This window comes from Microbacterium sp. PF5 (genome assembly GCF_004794315.1).
Classification (GTDB): domain Bacteria; phylum Actinomycetota; class Actinomycetes; order Actinomycetales; family Microbacteriaceae; genus Microbacterium; species Microbacterium sufflavum.
Genome location: NZ_SSDQ01000077.1, coordinates 1 through 18,720, shown reverse-complemented (window position 1 = coordinate 18,720; position 18,720 = coordinate 1). Strand labels below are relative to the sequence as shown.

Here is an 18,720-nt window from a genome sequence, read left to right as displayed (position 1 = left end):
GAGACACGTCGAGACAGTGCGGTCAGCACGCCAGAGCAGGGGGAGTCATGTCGCGCCAGCGCCAGGATCAGCTCCTCGCGCTGCTGCTGCGGCAGGAGGGCTGGGCGACCGCCGGGAGCCTGGCCGACCTCCTCGGCGTGACCCCGCGGAGCATCCGGTCGTACGTCGCCGCCCTCAACGCCCGCACGCCCGGCGCGGCCGTGGTGGAGTCGGGACCCGCCGGCTATCGCGCGGGGTCGGGCGCCCGGGGCGCGCAACGGGTGCGCCAGGGCCGCGAGGCCACGCCCCGCGACCGGTTGCACGCGCTCGTGCGCATGCTGCTCGACGCGCCGGAGGGCGTCGACGTGTTCGACGCCGCCGACGAGCTGCACGTGAGCGAGGCCACCCTGGAGGCCGACCTCGTGCGCGTGCGCGGTCTGCTCGACGGCACCGACCTCACCCTCGACCGCTCGCGCGAGATCGTGCGGCTGCGTGGCGACGAGGCGGCCCAGCGGCGGCTGCTCAGCCGGCTCGCGCACGACGAGATGGACGACGCGTCCTTCCACCCGGAGGTGTTCCGCCGCGCGCTGTCCGGCACGGCGGTCGATCCGCGGGCGGTCGCGCCCTTCAAGTCGGCCCTGGTGGGGGAGCTCGGACAGCTCGGCTACTACGTCAACGAGCTCGCGATCGCCGACGTGCTGCTGCACATCGCGATCGCCGCGGAGCGGGTGGCCGCCGGGCGGTCACTCGACACGCCGCCGACCGGGGCCAGACCGGAGATCCCTCGCGTGGGCGCCGTGATCGCGCGTCTCGCCGCCGAGCACTTCGGCGTGATGCTCGGCGAGGGCGACAGCGCCCACCTCGCGTCCCTCGTGCTCACACGCATCGTGGCGCCGGGCGGCGACGAGACCCGCGAGGTCGCGCGCAGCGGAGTGGCGCCGGAGGTCGACGCGGCCGTGCGGGCCGAGATCGCCAGGGCCGCGGACGACTTCCAGGTCGACCTGGTCGACGAGACGTTCGTGCTGCGGCTCGCGCTGCACGTGCAGAACCTGCGGCGACGGGCGGAGGAGAGCGCCCTCACGCGCAACCCGCTCACGCGGTCGCTCAAGACCACCTATCCGATGATCTTCGAGGTGGCGGTGTCGATCGCGAGCGGGCTGCACGACCGCCTCGGCACCCCCGTCCACGACGACGAGATCGCCTACATCGCGATGCACGTCGGCGGGCGTCTCGAGCGCAGCCGCAAGGCCGAGTCGATCCTCACGGCGACGATCGTGTGCCCCGGCTATTACGAGCTGCACGAGCTGCTGCGGTCGAGCGTCGACCGCTCCCTCGGCTCCGCGATCGAGGTCACGAGCGTCGTCACGAACGTCGACCCCGACTGGGCGTCGTTCGACACCGACCTGGTGCTCAGCACGATCGAGCCCGGCTCACCCGGTGAGCGGTTCGTGCGCATCCAGCCGTTCCTCACCGACGCCGACGTCGACCGCGTGCAGCAGGCCGCGGCCCGCGTCCGCCGCGGCCGGCGTCTCACGCGGCTGCGGGCCGAGCTGGCGCGCTACTTCCTGCACGACGCCTACGTCTTCCCGCTGCCCGATGCGGGGGAGGAGGAGATCATCCGGCTCCTCGGCGCGCGGCTGGTGGCGGCCGGACTGATCGGCGACGACTACGTGGAGAACACGATCGTGCGCGAACGCCTGTCGTCCACGGCGTTCACCGACGCGCTCGCCGTGCCGCACGCGCTGCAGATGACGGCCACCCGCACTGCGATCGCGATCGGGGTCGCCGAGGGGTCCGCGGCCTGGGGCGATGCCCGCGTGCAGGTCGTCGCGCTCGCCGCGTTCAGCGAGGGCGACCGCGCGGCCTTCCAGACCGTGTTCGAGCAGCTCGTCGAGGTGTTCAGCGAGCGCGACAGCGTGCAGCGCATCGTGCGGCGCGGCACCACGTTCGAGGCGTTCCTCGACGAGCTGGTGGCGGTGATCGACGGCTGAGCTCAGCCCCGCGGTGCGAGCACGTCGGCGAGCCGGTCCAGCAGCGTCTCCGCGGCGGGGGATGCCGCCGTCTCCAGCACGACGGCATCGCCCGGCACGATCGCGAGGTCCATGACCGCCAGCACGCTGCTCAGGTCGACGGTCGTCCCGTCGGCGGTGCGCAGCGTCACCGGGCGGTCGTGCGCCTGCACGAGCCGGACGATCTCGGCGACCGGGCGCGCGTGCACGCCGTTGTGCGCGCTCACGACGACGGTCCGCTCGGGCATGGTCAGGAGCGCTCGTCCAGCAGGGCGCGCACTCCGGCCTCGAGCTCGGCGACGGCCGCAGCCGCTCCCTCCGCCGAGTCGCCCCGCGCATCGATGTACACCTTGAGCTTCGGCTCCGTGCCGCTCGGGCGGACGATGACGCGCGAGCCGTCGCTCAGCCGGTACCGGAGCACGTCGCCCGACGGCTGACCGTCCGCGGCGTTCAGCAGGTCCTCCGCCGAGGCGATGGAGCGCCCGCCGATCTGCGTGGGCGGCAGGGTCCGCAGCGCCAGCATGACGGTGCCGATGAGGGCCAGATCGGCCACGCGCACCGACACCTGGGCGCTCGCGAAGTGCCCGTAGGTGTCGCCGAGCTCGCGGAGCAGATCCGCGATGGTCGCGCCGCGCCCGCGCGCCTCCGCGGCGAGCCCGAGCAGCGCCACGGCGGCGGAGATGCCGTCCTTGTCCCGCACGGTCTCGGGGTTCACGAGGTAGCCGAGCGCCTCCTCGAAACCGAACACGATGCCCGGGGCCCGCGAGATCCACTTGAAGCCGGTGAGCGTCTCGTGGAAGTCGAGGCCGTGGTGCGCGGCGACCGCGCCGAGACCGGGGGAGGAGACCAGCGAGCAGGCCAGCGAGGCTCCGGGCGTGCCGGCGGCCGCACGGGCGGCGCGGGCGCCGAGCAGCAGGCCCACCTCGTTGCCGGTGAGCCGGCGCCAGCCCTCCGGCGCGGTGTCGTCGGGAATCGCCACGGCGAGCCGGTCGGCGTCCGGGTCGTTCGCGAGGATGAGGTCGGCGCGCGTCCGCCGGGCCTTCGCGAACGCGAGGTCCATGGCACCCGGCTCTTCCGGGTTGGGGAACGACACCGTGCGGAAGGTGGCGTCGGGGCGCAGCTGCTCGTCGACCACGAGCGGCTGCGGGTAGCCCGCGGCCTTCACGATGCGCGACACCGTCTCCCAGCCCACGCCGTGCATGGCCGTGTACACCCACCGCAGCCCGGCCGCGTCGTCCGGAGCCGGGGCCACGGCGGCGGTCGCGGCGATATAGGCCTCGACCACGTCTTCGCCCGCCGTCTCGTACTCCGTGGAGCGCGGCAGCGACCGCACGTCTCCGGCGTCTGCGACCCGCTGGATGTGCGCGGCGATCTCGGCGTCCGCGGGGGCCACGATCTGCGAGCCCTGGTCGGCGCCGCCGAGGTACACCTTGTAGCCGTTGTCGTTCGGCGGGTTGTGGCTCGCCGTCACCATCACGCCGGCGGCGGCGTCGAGGTGGCGTACGGCGAAGGCCAGCACCGGGGTCGGCAGCAGGCGCGGCAGCAGGATCGCGCGCAGTCCCGCCCCGGCGAAGAGCTCGGCAGAGTCCTGCGCGAACACCCGGGAGTTGCGTCGGCCGTCGTAGCCGATCACGACGGTGGGCGTGCCGCCCCCCGCGCGCTCGCGGAGGTACGCGGCGAACCCGGCGGCGGCCTGGGCGACGAGCACCCTGTTCATCCGGTTGCTCCCGGCGCCGAGCTCACCGCGCAGTCCGGCCGTGCCGAACGCGAGCCGACGGCCGAAGCGGTCGTCCAGGTCGGCGACGGCCGCGGCGTCTCCCGCGGCGGCCCTGGTCACGACGCCGGCGAGTTCGTCCCTGGTCTGCGGGTCGGGGTCCTGCCGCAGCCAGGCGCGGGCCTGCGCGAGCCGCTCCTCGCTCACAGGGCCTCGACCACCCTCGCCAGCAGTGCGGAGATCACCGGCTCCGCCTCCCGCCCGGCCTCGATCACCTCGGCATGGCTGAGCGGTGTCTGCTGGATGCCGGCGGCGAGGTTCGTGATGAGCGAGAACCCGAGGATCTCCATGCCCGCCTCGCGCGCCGCGATGGCCTCCAGCGCGGTGGACATGCCGACGATGTGCCCGCCGATCGCCTTCGCCATCTGCACCTCGGCCGGGGTCTCGTAGTGCGGACCGCGGAACTGCGTGTAGACGCCCTCGTCCAGGTCGGGGTCGATGCTCCGAGCGACGTCGCGCAGACGCTTCGCGTACAGGTCGGTGAGGTCGATGAACGTCGCCCCCTCGAGCGGCGAGTCGGCGGTCAGGTTGATGTGGTCGCTGATCAGCACCGGCTGGCCGGGCTTCCAGGTCTCGCGGATGCCGCCGGCACCGTTGGTGAGCACCATGATCTTCGCCCCCGTCGCGGCGGCCGTTCGCACGCTGTGCACCACGCGACGCACCCCGTGGTTCTCGTAGTAGTGGGTGCGCGCGCCGATCACCAGCACGTTCTTCCCGCCGGGGGTGCGGATGCTGCGCAGCGTCCCGACGTGTCCCTCGAGGGCGGGCTTGGAGAATCCGGTGACCTCGGTCGCGGGGATCGTGGCGACCGTCTCGCCGATGAGGTCGGCGGCTTTGCCCCAGCCGCTGCCGAGCGTGAGGGCGATGTCGTGCTTCTCGACGCCGGTGAGGCGCGCGATGTCGGAGGCGGCCGCGGCGGCCACCTCGAACGGGTTCGCGGAGGGGTCGTCGAGGGGGTTGCTGTGCGTTTCAGGCATGGATCCACTCTAGGAAGGTGCAGGCTCGGGGGCCAGGATTGGGGAAGAATGGAAAGCATGTCTTCCACCACTTTCGAGCGCACTCAGCGCGTCGCCGTGCTCGGCGGCGGACCCGGCGGTTACGAGGCGGCCCTGGCGGCCGCCCAGCTCGGAGCCGAGGTCACCCTGGTCGAGCGCGTGGGGGTGGGCGGCTCGGCCGTGCTCACCGATGTGGTGCCGTCGAAGAGCCTCATCGCGACCGCCGACGCCGCGGTCGCGATCTCCGAGGCGAGCGACCTCGGCGTGAACTTCTACGCGAAGGGCGAGAACGGCAAGCCGCTCAAGCCCGAGATCGCGATCAACCTCGCCGCGGTCAACAAGCGGCTGGTCGCGCTGGCCGGGCAGCAGTCCGAGGACATGCGCACGACCCTTCTCGACGCGGGCGTGCGCATCCTCTCCGGCCACGGTCGTCTGGAGGGTCCGAACGCGATCGTGGTCTCGACGGGGGAGCGCGGCACCGACTTCGACCGCGTCGAGGCGGACACCATCGTGGTCGCTGTCGGCGCGTCGCCGCGCGAGCTCGACTCCGCCAAGCCCGACGGCAGGCGCATCCTCACGTGGACGCAGCTGTACGACATGAAGGCGCTTCCCGAGCACCTCATCGTGGTCGGCTCCGGAGTCACCGGCGCCGAGTTCGCCTCCGCCTACATGAACCTCGGCGCGAAGGTCACCCTCGTCTCCAGCCGCGAGCAGGTGCTCCCCGGCGAGGATCAGGACGCCGCCCGGGTGCTGGAGAAGGTGTTCAAGCGCGGCGGCATGCAGGTGCTGTCGAAGTCCCGCGCCGAGAAGGTGGAGGTCACGGGCGACGGCGTGACGGTGACGCTCTCCGACGGCCGCACGGTCGAGGGCAGCCATTGCCTCATGGCGGTCGGCTCGATCCCGAACACCGCGGGCATCGGGCTGGAGGAGGCGGGCGTCGAGCTCGACGACTCCGGCCACGTGCGCGTGAACCGGGTGGCCCGCACGTCGGTGCCGAACGTGTACGCGGTGGGCGACTGCACGAACTTCTTCCCCCTGGCCTCGGTGGCCTCGATGCAGGGCCGCACGGCGGTGTTCCATGCCCTCGGCGACATCGTGATCCCGCTCGAGCTCATCAAGATCACGTCGAACATCTTCACCGCCCCGGAGATCGCCACGGTCGGCTACGGGGTGAAGGACGTGGAGGACGGCCTGGCCGACGGCATGGTCTACAAGCTGCCCCTCGCCGCCAACCCGCGCGCGAAGATGATGGGCATCAAGGACGGGTTCGTCAAGCTCATCGCCCGCAAGGGCTCCGGCACCGTGATCGGCGGCGTGATCGTCGCGCCGAAGGCGTCCGAGCTGATCTACCCGATCGCGATCGCCGTCGAACGGCGCCTCACGGTCGACCAGGTCTCGCGCGTGTTCGCGGCGTACCCGTCGCTGTCCAGCAGCATCACCGATGCGAGCCGGGCCATGCACCTGGTGAACATCTCCTGAGTCCCGCTCCTCCGGACACACAGGAAAGGGCACCCCGCCGCGGCGGGGTGCCCTTTCCTGTGTGTTCCGGGTGTCAGCTGATGGTGAGGAGCTGGTGTCCGGCGGAGACCGTGGCCCCGGCGTCGGCGTTGATGTTGCCCACGACGCCGTCCTTGTGCGCCTGCAGCGGCTGCTCCATCTTCATGGCCTCGAGCACGACGACCAGGTCGCCCTTGACGACCTGCTGGCCGTCTTCGACCGCGACCTTCACGACGGTGGCCTGCATGGGCGACTTGACGGCGTCGCCGGAGGCGCCGGCGTTCGCGGTGGTGGTGTGGCTGCGGCGCGACGGCGGCACGACAGCGGGCCGTCCGGACGAGCCGGCGGAGACCGCGACGCGGTCGGGGAGGCTCACCTCGAGGCGCTTGCCCCCGACCTCGACGACCACCGTGTGCCGTGCACCTGCGGCGGCGGGGGACTCCAGTTCGCCGTCCCACGCGGGGATGTCGTTGTCGAACTCGGTCTCGATCCAGCGCGTGTAGACGCCGAAGTCGCCGTCCTCCGCCGTGAAGGCGGCGTCGCGCACCACCTTGCGGTGGAACGGGATGACGGTGGGGAGACCCGCGACCTCGAACTCGTCCAGGGCGCGGCGCGAGCGCTCGAGCGCCTCGGCACGGTCCTTGCCGGTGACGATGATCTTCGCGAGCAGGGAGTCGAAGGCGCCAGAGACGGAGTCACCAGCGGTCACGCCGGAGTCGAGGCGGATCCCGGGGCCGCCGAACGTCTTGAACACGTGGATCGGGCCCGGCTGGGGGAGGAAGCCGCGACCCGGGTCCTCGCCGTTGATGCGGAACTCGATCGAGTGGCCCTGCGGCTGGGGGTCGTCGTAGTCGATGGTGCCGCCCGCGGCGATGCGGAACTGCTCGCGCACGAGGTCGATGCCCGTGACCTCCTCCGACACCGGGTGCTCGACCTGGAGGCGCGTGTTGACCTCGAGGAACGAGACCGTGCCGTCGGCGCCGATCAGGAACTCGCACGTCCCCGCCCCCACGTAGCCGACCTCCTTGAGGATGGCCTTCGACGCGGTGTAGAGCTGCTCGTTCTGCTCCGGGGTGAGGAACGGGGCCGGAGCCTCCTCGACGAGCTTCTGGTGACGGCGCTGCAGCGAGCAGTCGCGCGTGGAGATGACGACGACGTTGCCCGCGGCGTCGGCCAGGCACTGGGTCTCGACGTGGCGCGGCTTGTCGAGGTACTTCTCGACGAAGCACTCGCCGCGACCGAAGGCCGCGACCGCCTCGCGCGTGGCCGACTCGAACAGTTCGGCGACCTCGTCGAGCTCACGGGCGACCTTGAGCCCGCGTCCGCCACCGCCATACGCGGCCTTGATGGCGATGGGCAGGCCGTACTCCTTCGCGAACGCCACGACCTCGTCGGCGCCGGCGACGGGGCCGGGGGTGCCGGGGGCGAGCGGGGCGCCGACCTTCTCGGCGACGTGACGCGCGGTGACCTTGTCGCCGAGGGCCTCGATGGCCTCGGGCGACGGGCCGATCCAGGTGATGCCCGCGTCGATCACGGCGCGTGCGAACTCGGCGTTCTCGGCGAGGAAGCCGTAGCCGGGGTGCACGGCGTCGGCACCGGCGCGGCGGGCGACGGAGAGGATCTTGTCGATCTGGAGGTAGGTCTCGGCGCTGGTCGAGCCGCTCAGCGCGTAGGCCTCGTCGGCGAGACGCACGTGCAGCGCGTCACGGTCCTGGTCGGCGTAGACGGCGACCGAGGCGATCCCGGAGTCGCGTGCGGCACGGATGATGCGGACGGCGATCTCGCCGCGGTTGGCGATGAGCACCTTGGCGATTGCAGGCATGCTTGCCAGCCTAGCGAGTAGCCCCCCGATCCCTTTGACGACTCTCGACAAGAAACGATCGAAAACGTGGAGGGGAGTCTACGACCACAGGTCGGTCCAGCGGACCCCGAGCTCACCCGCCAGGCGGCGCACGGTCGACAGGGACATGCCGACCACGGTGGACGGGTCGCCCTCCACACGGGTGATGAAGGCACCGCCCAGGCTGTCGACCGTGAAGGCACCGGCCACGAGCAGGGGCTCACCCGACGCGACATAGGCGGCGATCTCCGCGTCGTCCAGGTCGTCGGCGAAGGTCACCGCGGCCTCCGCGACGGCGGTCGCCTCCACCGGGGTCGCGCCGGGGGAGACCCGGAAGACGGAGTGCCCGGAGTGCAGCACCCCGGTGGCGCCGCGCATCTCCTGCCAGCGGCGCGTCGCCTCCTCGGGGGTATACGGCTTCCCGTACACGCGTCCGGCGAGCTCGAACATCGAGTCGCCGCCGATCACCAGGCCGTCGAAGTCGCCGTCGGCGCTCAGCCGCTCGGCGACGGCCGCCGCCTTGGCCCTGGCGAGCAGCAGCACCAGGTCGGCGGGTGCGAGCGGGCCCACGCGCTCCTCGGCCGCGGCGGCGAGGGCGTCCTCGTCGACATCCGGCGCGAGGGTGAGTGGCTCGATGCCGGCGTGGCGCAGCAGCATGAGCCGGGCGGGAGACGTGGAGGCGAGGCAGACGCGCATGTGCACCACCGTATCCTCGAAGGATGACTTCCTCCGCAGCCGACGTGCTCGAACTCGACATCACCGGCATCGCCCACGGAGGGACCTTCGTCGCCCGTCACGAGGGTCGTGTGGTGTTCGTCTCCGACGCGATCCCCGGAGAGCGCGTGCGGGCGCGGCTGCTCACCCCCGCGGGTGCTGCGGACGCGGAGACGCGCAGCTTCTGGCGCGCCGAGACGGTCGAGGTGGTCCAGGCCTCCCCGCACCGGCGCCCGCACCTGTGGCCGGAGGCCGACGTGTCGCGCGACCCCGCCGACCGTCCGGGCGGCGCCGACCTGGGCCACATCGAGCTCGGGCAGCAGCGTGTCCTGAAGCGCCAGGTGCTGAGCGAGGCGTTCGACCGCTTCGCCGGCGCCGGGCTGGAGGCGCCGGAGATCGAGGCCGTGGAGTCCGGAGATGGCGCGCGCTGGCGCACCAGGGTGACCCTGCACGTGGACGACCGCGGTGTCGTCGGCCCGTTCGCGGCGCGCAGCCACCGCGTGGTGCCGGTCGGCTCGTACCCGCTTGCGCGGCAGGCGGTCGAGGCCGCCGCTCTCGCGCTCGACGGTGGTGAGCCGGGCCGCATCGAGCTCGTCGAGCCGGCCGACGGCGAGGTCCGGGTGCTGCGTCACCCCGAGTCCGAGCGGCGGGCTCCGCGCCGAGGCCGCCGACCCGCGCCCGAGGTCGTGCACGAGCGCGTGGGCGACCGTGTGTTCCAGGTCGACGCCGGCGGCTTCTGGCAGGTGCATCCGCGCGCGGCCTCGGTGCTCGACGCCGCCGTCTACGGGCTGCTCGACGGGCGGGTGGACCCGGGGGCGACGCACTACGACCTGTACGGCGGGGTGGGACTGTTCGCCCGCACGCTGGCGGATCTGGGCGGCACCGACATCGTCACCGTCGAGTCGAGCAGGCGGGCGACCGAGCACGCCAAGGTCAATCTCGCTCCGGTCGAGGTGTCGGCGGTGACCGCCAGGGTCGACCGTTTCCTCTCCGGCGCGTCGAGCCGCGGTCGTACGGGCGCCGTGGTGCTCGACCCGCCGCGCGCCGGTGCGGGTCGCGCGGTCGTCGAGGGTGTGCACGCGCTCGCCCCGGAGGCGGTCGTGTACGTGGCGTGCGACCCGGTGGCGCTCGCCCGCGACCTCGGCACGTTCCGCGAGCTCGGGTGGCGGGTGGGGACGCTGCGCGGCTTCGACCTGTTCCCGCACTCGCATCACTTCGAGGTCGTCGCGCTCCTCACCCGCTGACGGCGCGGCGACCCGCGAGCGGGACTCAGTAGGCTGTGGGCATGAGCACCGTCGCCCTCATCGACGACCACGAGTCCGTCCGCCTCGGTCTCGAGGCCGCGTTCGCCCGCGACGGGCAGACCGTGGTGTTCTCCGGCAGCACGGTGGGGTCGTATCTGACGTGGCGGTCCAGCGCGGTCGTGCCGCCCGCCGACGTGGTGGTGCTCGACCTCACCCTCGGTGACGGGACGACCGTCACCGAGAACGTCACCTCGCTCGTGGCAGACGGGGCGAGCGTGGTCATCCACAGCGTCGCCGACCGGCCGGCCGCGGTGCGGGAGGCGCTCGCGGCGGGTGCCGCCGGCGTGGTCAGCAAGTCCTCGGCCCTCGACGACGTGCTCGACGCGATCCGCACGGTCGCCCAGGGCGAGGCGTTGAACAATGTCGAGTGGGCGAGCGCGGTGGATGGCGACCGGGCCTTCGCGGATGCCCAGCTCTCCACGCGAGAGCGCGAGGTCCTGCGACTGTATGCCACGGGGCTGCCGCTGAAGGCGGTCGCCGAGCGGCTCGGCGTCGCCTACTCCACCGCGAAGGAGAACATCACCCGCATCCGGGTCAAGTACGTCGAGGTCGGGCGGCCCGCCCCCACCAAGGTCGACCTGTTGCGACGGGCGATGGAGGACGGCATCGTGGCCGCCGACGGGGCGCCGAGTGCCCACTGAGCCGCTCAGCGTCCGCGACGCCTGGAGCAAGATCCCGTCTCCCGGCAGCGTGGAGAGCGGTTTCGAGCGCTTCACGTCGAAGCGGATGGAGCGGATCCTCGCGATCGTGGTGGCGCTGGGCTCGGCGGTGCTCGGCGTGCAGGCGCTCATCGCCGCGATCGCGACCCTGTCCAGGGCCGATGTGCCGCACATGCTCCTGCTCGTGGTCGTCTTCGTCCCGCTCATCGTCATGCTCGTGGCGTGCCTGGTCGGCCGCGCGGTACGCGTCGCCGCGGGGATCTTCGCGGTGGTCTACGTGGTCGCGCTCGCCGCGTGGCCCGTCGTCGTCGACCCCGCCGACAAGGTCGCCGGCGCGCAGCCCTGGATCTTCTTCCTGGTGAACGTCGGGGTGGTCGCCGCGATGCTGGCCTTCCCGCTGCGGCTGCAGTTCGCGTGGGCGGTGGGCGTGCCGTTCGTGTACGGCTACGTCCGGCTGGTGCAGGGCGGGTTCTCGCGCGAGTTCTGGGTCACGACCGCGTTCGACGTGTCGTTCACGCTGATCCTGGGCGTGGTCATCGTGTCGCTCGGCTGGATGTTCCGGTCGGTGGCGGGGGGCGTCGACGAGGCGAGGGGCACGGCGGTGGCGTCCTACGCCACTGCGGCCGCCGCGGCCGCCGCGGAGGAGGAGCGGGTGGCGATGTCGGCGCTCATGCACGACAGCGTGCTCGCCGCGCTGATCGCCGCGGAGCGTGCGGACGGGGAGAGGGCACAGGAGCTCGCGGTCGCGATGGCCAGGGAGGCGCTGACGCGGCTGGCCAACACGGAGGCCGCGGTGGCGGAGGAGGGCAGCGACGAACCGGTCGGCACCGCACAGATCGTCGTCGAGCTGCGCCGGGCGCTGTCGGAGCTCGGCGCGGACGCCATCGTCGAGGAGCGCGGAGGCATCGGCCTCATCCCCGGACGTGCCGCCAGAGCACTGGTGCTCGCGGCGCGGCAGGCGATCGGCAACGCGGTGACGCACGCGCACGGACGTGGACTGCACATCGTCGCGGAAGGCCACGGCGATGAGGGGATCGCGGTCACGATCTCCGACCACGGCCCCGGCTTCGACGTCGACGCGATCGGCCCCGACCGGCTGGGCATCCGCGCATCGATCCTCGCGCGCATGGCCGGTGTCGCCGGCAGCGCGCAGATCGTGTCGGATGAGGACGGCACGACGGTCACGCTCGGATGGGAGCGCTCGTGAACCGGACGGTGCGCAGTGTCGCGACGTCGCTGGCCGTGGGCTTCGCGCTGTACTTCGTCGCGCGTGGTGTCTGGTGGATCGAGCAGCCGACGGCACCGCTGCTCATGGTGCTTGGTATCGGACTGTTCCTCGCGGTGGTCACCGTCGCGATCCTCGGGCATCCCGCGACCGTGCGGATGCCGCTGTGGACGTCGCTGCTCGCGCTGGCGGCGACCGCGGTGATCCCGGTCCTGGTCACCGTGTCCCTCGACCCCGCCGACCGTACGGCACCGTTCGCCACGTGGTACATCGGCGGCCTCGGGTTGCTGGCCGTCGTGTGCGTCGTTCGGCGGCGACCCGTCATCGGGTGGTCGGCCCTGTTGATCCTGGTCGCCACGGCGTCCGCGGCGCTCGGCGTCGGCGTCGCTCTGAACCTGGGCGTGGTCGGCTCGATCATGTGGGTGGTGGTCGCGCAGCTCCTGGTGATGTTCTGGGATAGGGCGGTCAGGGACACGGAGCGGCTCTCCGAGATCCAGCAGGCGGTGTCGGCCTGGCACGCCACGCAGCGCGTGCGGCAGCGGGAGCGGCGACTGCGCACGCAGTTCGCCCTCGCCGTCGCCGGGCCCGTGCTGAGTCGGGTCGTCGCCACGCGCGGTGCGCTGGACGAGGACGAGCGGCTGGAGGCGCGACTGGCGGAGGGGCGGCTGCGCGACGAGCTGCGCGGGGCGGACCTGCTGAACGACGACGTCCGCGATGCGATCGAGGCCGCCCGTCGACGCGGTGCATCGGTGACGGTGTTCGACGAGGGCGGGCTGGACGGCATCGGTGAGGACCGACGGATCGAGATCCGGGACGAGCTGGCGCAGGTGCTGCGCTCGGCGGGGACCGGTCGCATCATCATCCGCTCCGCCAAAGACCCCCTGGTGGCGGTCACCGTGGTGGGTCGTGCCGGACGGCGTGCAGCGGACGACGACTCGGTCGACCTGTGGCACGAGATCGTGCGCGAGGCGGGCAGCGAGCCCGCACGGCGGTCGTGAGGAGAGTGGGCGAGGGGCGGCGATATCGCCTGCCCCTCGCCGTGCGGACAGTTACCCGAAAACCGTCCGCTGGTGGCCGATCAGCGTCTGTCTACCCTGGGACAGAGAGACCAGCCGAACGCGAAGCGTCCCCTTCAGTCTGCGGGGTCGTCAACACCTTGTCTGTAGGTATTTTGGGGGACACGCGCAGCGACGCGTGAGGAGGATCATCGAACGATGGGTACACGGCGGGGAACCAACCTTCCGCGGATGGGCGACTTCAACCAGTCGGTCATCCTCGAGGCGGTCCGGCATGCGGTCGATGGGCTGAGCCGTATCGAGCTGGCGCAGGTCACCGGGCTCTCGGCCCAGACCGTGACGAACATCACGCGCCGGCTGCTCGACGAGGGGCTCATCCGGGAAGCCGGTCGGACCATCAGCGGACCGGGTAAGCCGCGGGTCATGCTGCGGCTGGTGGAGGAGAGCAGGTTCGCGGTCGGCGTGCACCTCGATCCGGCGGTGACGACCTTCGTGCTGCTCGACCTCGCCGGGGAGGTCGTGCGGCGGTCGAGCATGGCGACGCCCGCTGAGGCCCCGTCGTTGATCCTGGCCGATCTCGCGGCGCAGATCGAGGAGCTCGTCGAGGGCTCGGGAGTGCCGCGCGAGCGGATCGCGGGGGTCGGCGTGGCTGCTCCGGGACCGCTCGACGCGACCCGGGGCACGGTCATCGATCCTCCCAAGCTGCCCGGCTGGCACCGGGTGGCACTGCAGGACGATCTGGCGGCCGCGATCGGCTTGCCGGTCGTGCTGGAGAAGGACACCACGGCAGCGGCTGTCGGCGAGCTGTGGACGCGGCGCGGGCCGTCCGACGACTCGTTCGTGTTCCTCTATCTCGGTACCGGCCTCGGCGCCGCCGTGGTGCGAGACGGCGAGGCGGTGCGTGGCAGCACCCGCAACCTCGGGGAGATCGGGCACATCGTGGTCGATCCGGAGGGGCCGAGGTGTGCGTGCGGCTCGCGGGGCTGCGTCGACGTGGTGTGCACCCCCGAGGCGATCGTGGAACGGGCGGAGCAGCTCGGGGTTCTCGCCGGAGGTCGGCGCCCCGGGGACAGGGCCGCACTCGACGCGAGCCTCACCGAACTGTGTGTCAGGGCCGCGGCCGGGGAGGCGTCGGCGGGGGCTGTCGTGCAGCGTGCCGCCGAACACCTGGCGACGCTGACGCTCGTGCTCACGGACCTGCTCGACGTGGACCGGGTGGTGTTCGGCGGTCCGTTCTGGAGACGCCTCGCCGACCTGTCGCTGCCGGAGGTCGCCGCGCGGCTCGCGCGGTCCAGCGCGACGCGAGCCGTCCGAGCGCTCCCGGTGCAGAGCACGGTGGTGGGCGACGACGTCGGTGCGGTCGGCGCGGCGTGCGTCGTTCTCGATTCCATGCTCACGCCGCGCACGTCCGACCTGCTGCTGGGCCGGTGAACGTGCCTCCGGCCGAGCCCGTCAGCCTCGGCCGGAGAAGCGGCCCCAGGGGATGTCGCGGCGCAGGGGACGCCGGAGCGGGCGCTGCGTGCGTTCCCACGCGGAGACGCGCGGCTCGTCGACCGTCGCCTCCGCCTGTTCGGTGGCGTAGGCGTCTCCGATCACGGCGATGAGGGCGGCGAGCTCCTCCTCCGTCGCCGTGCCCCGGGTGATCTCGAGCATCGGAGGGGCCGCTGCCGTGCCCTCCGCCGCAGCGTCCTGCGCCGTCACAGCGGGATGTTCCCGTGCTTCTTGGGCGGCAGCTCGGCCCTCTTGCCGCGCAGAGCGCGCAGGGCCTTCGCCACGGACACCCGGGTGTTGGCCGGCTCGATGATGCCGTCGAGCTCCCCCCGCTCTGCGGCGAGGAAGGGGGATGCGACGTTGTACGTGTACTCGTTCGCGAGTCGCGTCCGGACCGCCGCGACGTCCTCCCCGGCCTCCTCGGCCTTCTTGATCTCCCCGCGGTACAGGATGTTGACGGCGCCCTGGCCGCCCATGACGGCGATCTCGGCGGTCGGCCAGGCCAGGTTCACGTCGGCACCGAGCTGCTTAGATCCCATGACGATGTAGGCGCCGCCGTACGCCTTGCGCAGGATGACCGTGACGAGCGGGACCGTCGCCTCCGCGTACGCGTACAGCAGCTTGGCGCCGCGGCGGATCACGCCGGTCCACTCCTGATCGGTGCCGGGAAGGTAGCCGGGCACGTCCACGAGCGTCACGATCGGGATGGAGAACGCGTCGCAGAACCGCACGAAGCGACTGGCCTTCTCGCCCGCCTCGATGTTGAGGGTCCCCGCCATCTGCGAGGGCTGGTTAGCGATGATGCCGACGGAACGTCCCTCGATGCGGCCGAAGCCGATCACGATGTTCGGCGCGAAGAGCGGCTGCACCTCGAGGAAGTCGCCGTCGTCGACGACGTGCTCGATGACGGTGTGGATGTCGTACGGCTGGTTGGGGGAGTCGGGGACGATCGTGTTGAGCGTGCGGTCGGCGTCGGTGGTCTCGAACTCGAACGCGCTCTCGTACGAGGGGAGCTCCGCCATGTTGTTGTCGGGCAGGAAGCCGAGGAGCGTGCGCGCGTAGTCGATCGCATCGTCCTCGTCCTCCGCGAGGTAGTGCGCCACGCCCGAACGCGTGTTGTGCGTGTAGGCGCCGCCCAGTTCCTCCATGCCGACGTCCTCGCCGGTCACGGTCTTGATCACGTCGGGACCGGTCACGAACATCTGGCTGGTCTTGTCGACCATGATGACGAAGTCGGTGAGCGCGGGGGAGTACACGGCGCCGCCCGCGGCCGGGCCCATGATGATGGAGATCTGGGGGATCACGCCGGACGCGCGGGTGTTCAGACGGAAGATCTCGCCGTACTTCCCGAGCGCGACCACGCCCTCCTGGATGCGCGCGCCACCCGAGTCGAGGATGCCGATGCACGGCATGCCTCCGGCGAGGGCGAACTCCATGATCTTGACGATCTTCTCGCCCGCGACCTCGCCCAGCGAGCCGCCGAACGTCGAGAAGTCCTGGGAGTAGACCGCGACGGTGCGCCCGTGGATGGTGCCGACGCCCGTGACCACGGAGTCGCCGTAGGGGCGCGAGCGGTCCATGCCGAAGGCGGTCGTGCGGTGGCGCACGTACTCGTCGAACTCGACGAAGCTCCCGGGGTCGACGAGGAGCTCGATGCGCTCGCGGGCGGTCATCTTGCCCTTCGCGTGCTGCTTCTCCTTCGCCTTCGCCTCGGCGTCGACGACGGCCTCGGTGTAGCGGGCGCGGAGATCCGCGATCTTGCCGGCGGTGGTAAAGAGGTCGGGCTTGTCCGTCACGGATTCCACCCTAGCGTCGCCGTCGTCGCGTCCGTTGGATGCTCGGCACAACGGGTCGGGCGATCCTTTGGTGAGGTGCGCGCCCGCCGTCACCGCTCGGCGGTGTCCGCACCCGGACGCTCGGGCAGGTTGTGGTCGCCCGCGACCTCGCCCTCGCCCTCGTCGAGCTCCGCGACCGCGTCCCCGCGACGTCGCCCCGCGACCTCGCCCACGCGGTGGCCCACCCAGCCCGCTCCACGAGCGACCGTTCCGGCTGCGCCCGCGACCGCGTTGCCGGCGTAGCGGGCTCCGCGGAGCATGCGCAGCTCCAGCTTCTCCGCACCCGGCACCGGCTCCAGCTCCGAGGGCAGATCGACGGGGGCTGCCCCGAACGCGCGGTGCGAGGTCGTCAGCACGCGGCGGCCCAGGAGGTGGTTGCCTGCCCCGCCGATCGCCGCGCCGATACCGAACGGCATGGCTTTGCCGACGAAGGATGCGCCGCCCTTCGCCGCGAACTGCTTCACGAACATGCTCTTCAACTGGTCGACCAGCGGGCCGACGGCAGCACGAGGCAGCGACTTGGTCACGAGTTCGCCCCAGTACGCCGAGCGGCTGACCCCGCGCCCCGCGATCTGTCCCGCCAGCTGACCGACCAGGTCGACGCCCTCCTTGCCGAGCATCAACGTCATCACCAGCGCCCGCGCGCGGTCGGGATTCCCGACAGCGATCCCATGGACCTCGGCCACCGACTGCGCGAAGAGCGCCGTCGACTCCACGAAACCGACCGTCTCCACGCCGGACAGCGCGAGTGTGACGCCGGTGCCGATCCCGGGGACCACCGCGGTCGCACCGACGGCGGCGCCGCCGGCCGTGACCGCCGCGAGGTACCGCCGCTCCAGGATGCGGATGATCTCCGCGGGCGTGGCGTGCGGGTGGCGAAGGCGGATGCTCCGGATGTGCGCCAGGACGAGCGGTCGCTGGATAGAGAGAACGCGGTCGAGGCCGCGCACCATCATCGGGTGTTCGGGTGAGCCGGTCGGCGGGATGCCTTTGTCCCACGGGGCGTCATCCGGCAGGGAGTGGATCTTGTGCACCTTGGGGGCCATGGCGCCGATCCTACGGAATTCCACCGCGAAAACACCGAGAGCCCCGGTCCGCGGGGGACAGGGGCTCTCGGTGTCGTGGAATCAGACGAAGAGGTTCGCGCGCTCCAGGTCTTCTGCGAAGTCGACCTCGACCGCGTAGAGGTCCGAGACGTCCATCGGCTCGAGCAGCAGGCCGTCTTCGGCGATCGCGAGCTCGAGGCCGCGCTCGAAGTAGTCCTGGTCCTCGACGCGCTGCAGCTGACGCATGAACGCCTTCTTCTCGCGGGACGAGATGTAGTTGATGCCGACTGCCTCGCCGAGCCCGCCCTTGACGGTCTTGGACAGCTCCTTGATGTAGCCCTCGGCCGTGACCGTGTACTTGACCTCTTCGTCGCTCACCTTGGCGGTGTTGACGGTCACGAACGACTGGTCGCGCTCGATGTACTCCACCGCGCGGCCGAGGATCATCGGGTCGAACACGACGTCGCCGTTCATCCAGAGCACCCCGCCGCGGCCGGTGGCGCCGAGCGCACGAAGGAGGCTCTTCGACGTGTTGGTCTCGTCGTAGCGGTCGTTGTGGACGTAGTTCACGTTCGGGAACGCCTCGATGATCGTCTCGGCGCGATAGCCCACCACGGTGGTGATGCGCGCGTCAGAGCCGAAGGCGGCGCGGATGTTGTCGTGCTGCTGGCGCATGATCGTGCGGCCGTCGTTGAGCTCGGTCAGCGGCTTGGGCAGCGCGCGGCCGAGTCGAGAGCCCATGCCGGCTGCGAGGATGACGGTCTGAAGAGTCACGAGTGCTCCTAAAGGAAGTTGTGTTCACGGCCGGTTCACCGACCAGACACTTCGTCGTGCCGGGAATCATGCTAGCGATTCCGCCTGGGAAGCCCGGGGCCCAGAGGTCCCTGTTGCCATTTCGTGACCGAGTACACACGCAACGCACAGCCTCGGCAACCCCCTTGCATTCCTCCTCGCGTTGCGGTCCGGATGTCGGATTGTCGCGTGGGGCCTTGGCTGGAAGCCGCCCATTGATACCGTAGGACGGTGACTTCCTCCCCTGACGACCGCACCGCCGAGGTGGACACGAACGAGACCCCTTCGGGAACGCCCGACGCGAGCGCGTCAGCGGCGGAGAGCGCGAAGAAGGCGACCGCCGCGACCGCGGCCAAGAAGCCACGTGCGCCTCGCCGCAGCACCACCACCGTGAAGAAGGCGACGGGCGGGGCGGCAGCGAAGACGACGGCAGCGAAGGCCACGGCAGCGAAGACGTCAGCATCGCAAGCCGCGGGAGCGAAGGGCTCGTCATCGAAGGCCTCGTCATCGAAGGCCTCGTCATCGAAGGCCTCGTCATCGAAGG

Annotated in this window: 17 protein-coding genes; 7 read left to right on the top strand and 10 right to left on the bottom strand. The window is 71.5% G+C overall.

Annotation, left to right across the window (positions count from 1 at the left end):
• Positions 1–47 precede the first annotated feature (47 nt).
• On the top strand, positions 48–1,970 hold the full coding sequence (locus DW297_RS05915) for a BglG family transcription antiterminator (protein ID WP_136030337.1): 1,923 nt from the start codon (positions 48–50) through the stop codon (positions 1,968–1,970).
• 2 nt (positions 1,971–1,972) lie between these two features.
• Here DW297_RS05915 and DW297_RS05910 read toward each other — a convergent pair whose 3' ends face one another.
• The 3 genes from DW297_RS05910 to DW297_RS05900 are packed head-to-tail and all read right to left on the bottom strand — an operon-like array spanning position 1,973 to position 4,739.
• Positions 1,973–2,236, bottom strand: coding sequence for an HPr family phosphocarrier protein (locus tag DW297_RS05910; protein ID WP_136030335.1), 264 nt, complete (start codon positions 2,234–2,236; stop codon positions 1,973–1,975).
• A 2-nt stretch (positions 2,237–2,238) separates the two neighbouring features.
• Entirely contained in the window at positions 2,239–3,909 is a 1,671-nt protein-coding gene (locus DW297_RS05905) for a phospho-sugar mutase (RefSeq protein WP_136030333.1), read from the bottom strand.
• Entirely contained in the window at positions 3,906–4,739 is an 834-nt protein-coding gene (locus DW297_RS05900) for a purine-nucleoside phosphorylase (protein ID WP_136030331.1), read from the bottom strand. Before DW297_RS05900 ends, DW297_RS05905 begins: the two co-directional genes overlap by 4 nt.
• 48 nt (positions 4,740–4,787) lie before the next feature.
• Here DW297_RS05900 and DW297_RS05895 point away from each other — a divergent pair, with 48 nt between their 5' ends.
• Positions 4,788–6,236, top strand: a complete 1,449-nt coding sequence (locus DW297_RS05895) for an NAD(P)H-quinone dehydrogenase (RefSeq protein WP_136030329.1) — start codon at positions 4,788–4,790, stop codon at positions 6,234–6,236.
• A 73-nt stretch (positions 6,237–6,309) separates the two neighbouring features.
• Here DW297_RS05895 and DW297_RS05890 read toward each other — a convergent pair whose 3' ends face one another.
• Positions 6,310–8,076, bottom strand: a complete 1,767-nt coding sequence (locus tag DW297_RS05890) for an acetyl/propionyl/methylcrotonyl-CoA carboxylase subunit alpha (protein ID WP_136030327.1) — start codon at positions 8,074–8,076, stop codon at positions 6,310–6,312.
• A 78-nt stretch (positions 8,077–8,154) separates the two neighbouring features.
• Entirely contained in the window at positions 8,155–8,790 is a 636-nt protein-coding gene (locus tag DW297_RS05885; protein ID WP_136030449.1) for a Maf family protein, read from the bottom strand.
• A gap of 23 nt (positions 8,791–8,813) precedes the next feature.
• Between DW297_RS05885 and DW297_RS05880 the strand changes: the two genes are divergently transcribed.
• The 5 genes from DW297_RS05880 (at position 8,814) to DW297_RS05860 (ending at position 14,443) form a co-directional block, all read left to right on the top strand.
• A complete protein-coding gene (locus DW297_RS05880; protein ID WP_136030325.1) occupies positions 8,814–10,052 on the top strand; it encodes a class I SAM-dependent RNA methyltransferase in 1,239 nt (412 codons plus the stop codon).
• A gap of 41 nt (positions 10,053–10,093) precedes the next feature.
• Complete coding sequence (locus DW297_RS05875; protein WP_136030323.1) at positions 10,094–10,753, top strand: response regulator transcription factor; 660 nt, start codon at positions 10,094–10,096, stop codon at positions 10,751–10,753.
• A complete protein-coding gene (locus tag DW297_RS05870) occupies positions 10,743–11,978 on the top strand; it encodes an ATP-binding protein (RefSeq protein ID WP_136030321.1) in 1,236 nt (411 codons plus the stop codon). The genes DW297_RS05875 and DW297_RS05870 overlap by 11 nt, the downstream gene beginning before the upstream one ends.
• The gene (locus tag DW297_RS05865) at positions 11,975–12,994 is read left to right on the top strand and encodes a DUF962 domain-containing protein (protein ID WP_240744531.1); all 1,020 of its coding nucleotides are present in this window, start codon (positions 11,975–11,977) and stop codon (positions 12,992–12,994) included. The genes DW297_RS05870 and DW297_RS05865 overlap by 4 nt, the downstream gene beginning before the upstream one ends.
• Positions 12,995–13,210: 216 nt before the next feature.
• Positions 13,211–14,443 carry an ROK family transcriptional regulator gene (locus DW297_RS05860; RefSeq protein WP_206253144.1) on the top strand — a complete coding sequence of 411 codons (1,233 nt, stop codon included), beginning with the start codon at positions 13,211–13,213 and terminating at the stop codon, positions 14,441–14,443.
• Positions 14,444–14,464: 21 nt separating this feature from the next.
• On the opposite strand, the gene DW297_RS05855 is transcribed toward DW297_RS05860, so the two are convergent.
• The 5 genes from DW297_RS05855 to DW297_RS18820 all read right to left on the bottom strand — a co-directional run.
• Complete coding sequence (locus tag DW297_RS05855; RefSeq protein WP_206253146.1) at positions 14,465–14,713, bottom strand: acyl-CoA carboxylase subunit epsilon; 249 nt, start codon at positions 14,711–14,713, stop codon at positions 14,465–14,467.
• Entirely contained in the window at positions 14,710–16,299 is a 1,590-nt protein-coding gene (locus DW297_RS05850) for an acyl-CoA carboxylase subunit beta (protein WP_206253148.1), read from the bottom strand. Before DW297_RS05850 ends, DW297_RS05855 begins: the two co-directional genes overlap by 4 nt.
• Before the next feature lie 89 nt (positions 16,300–16,388).
• Positions 16,389–17,384 (bottom strand): hypothetical protein, encoded by a 996-nt coding sequence (locus tag DW297_RS05845; RefSeq protein WP_136030314.1) that lies wholly within the window; start codon positions 17,382–17,384, stop codon positions 16,389–16,391.
• Positions 17,385–17,465: 81 nt separating this feature from the next.
• Positions 17,466–18,158 (bottom strand): phosphocholine cytidylyltransferase family protein, encoded by a 693-nt coding sequence (locus DW297_RS05840; protein WP_136030312.1) that lies wholly within the window; start codon positions 18,156–18,158, stop codon positions 17,466–17,468.
• 71 nt (positions 18,159–18,229) lie between these two features.
• Positions 18,230–18,720: hypothetical protein (locus tag DW297_RS18820; RefSeq protein WP_168442805.1), on the bottom strand; the 491-nt coding region annotated here is incomplete at its 5' end.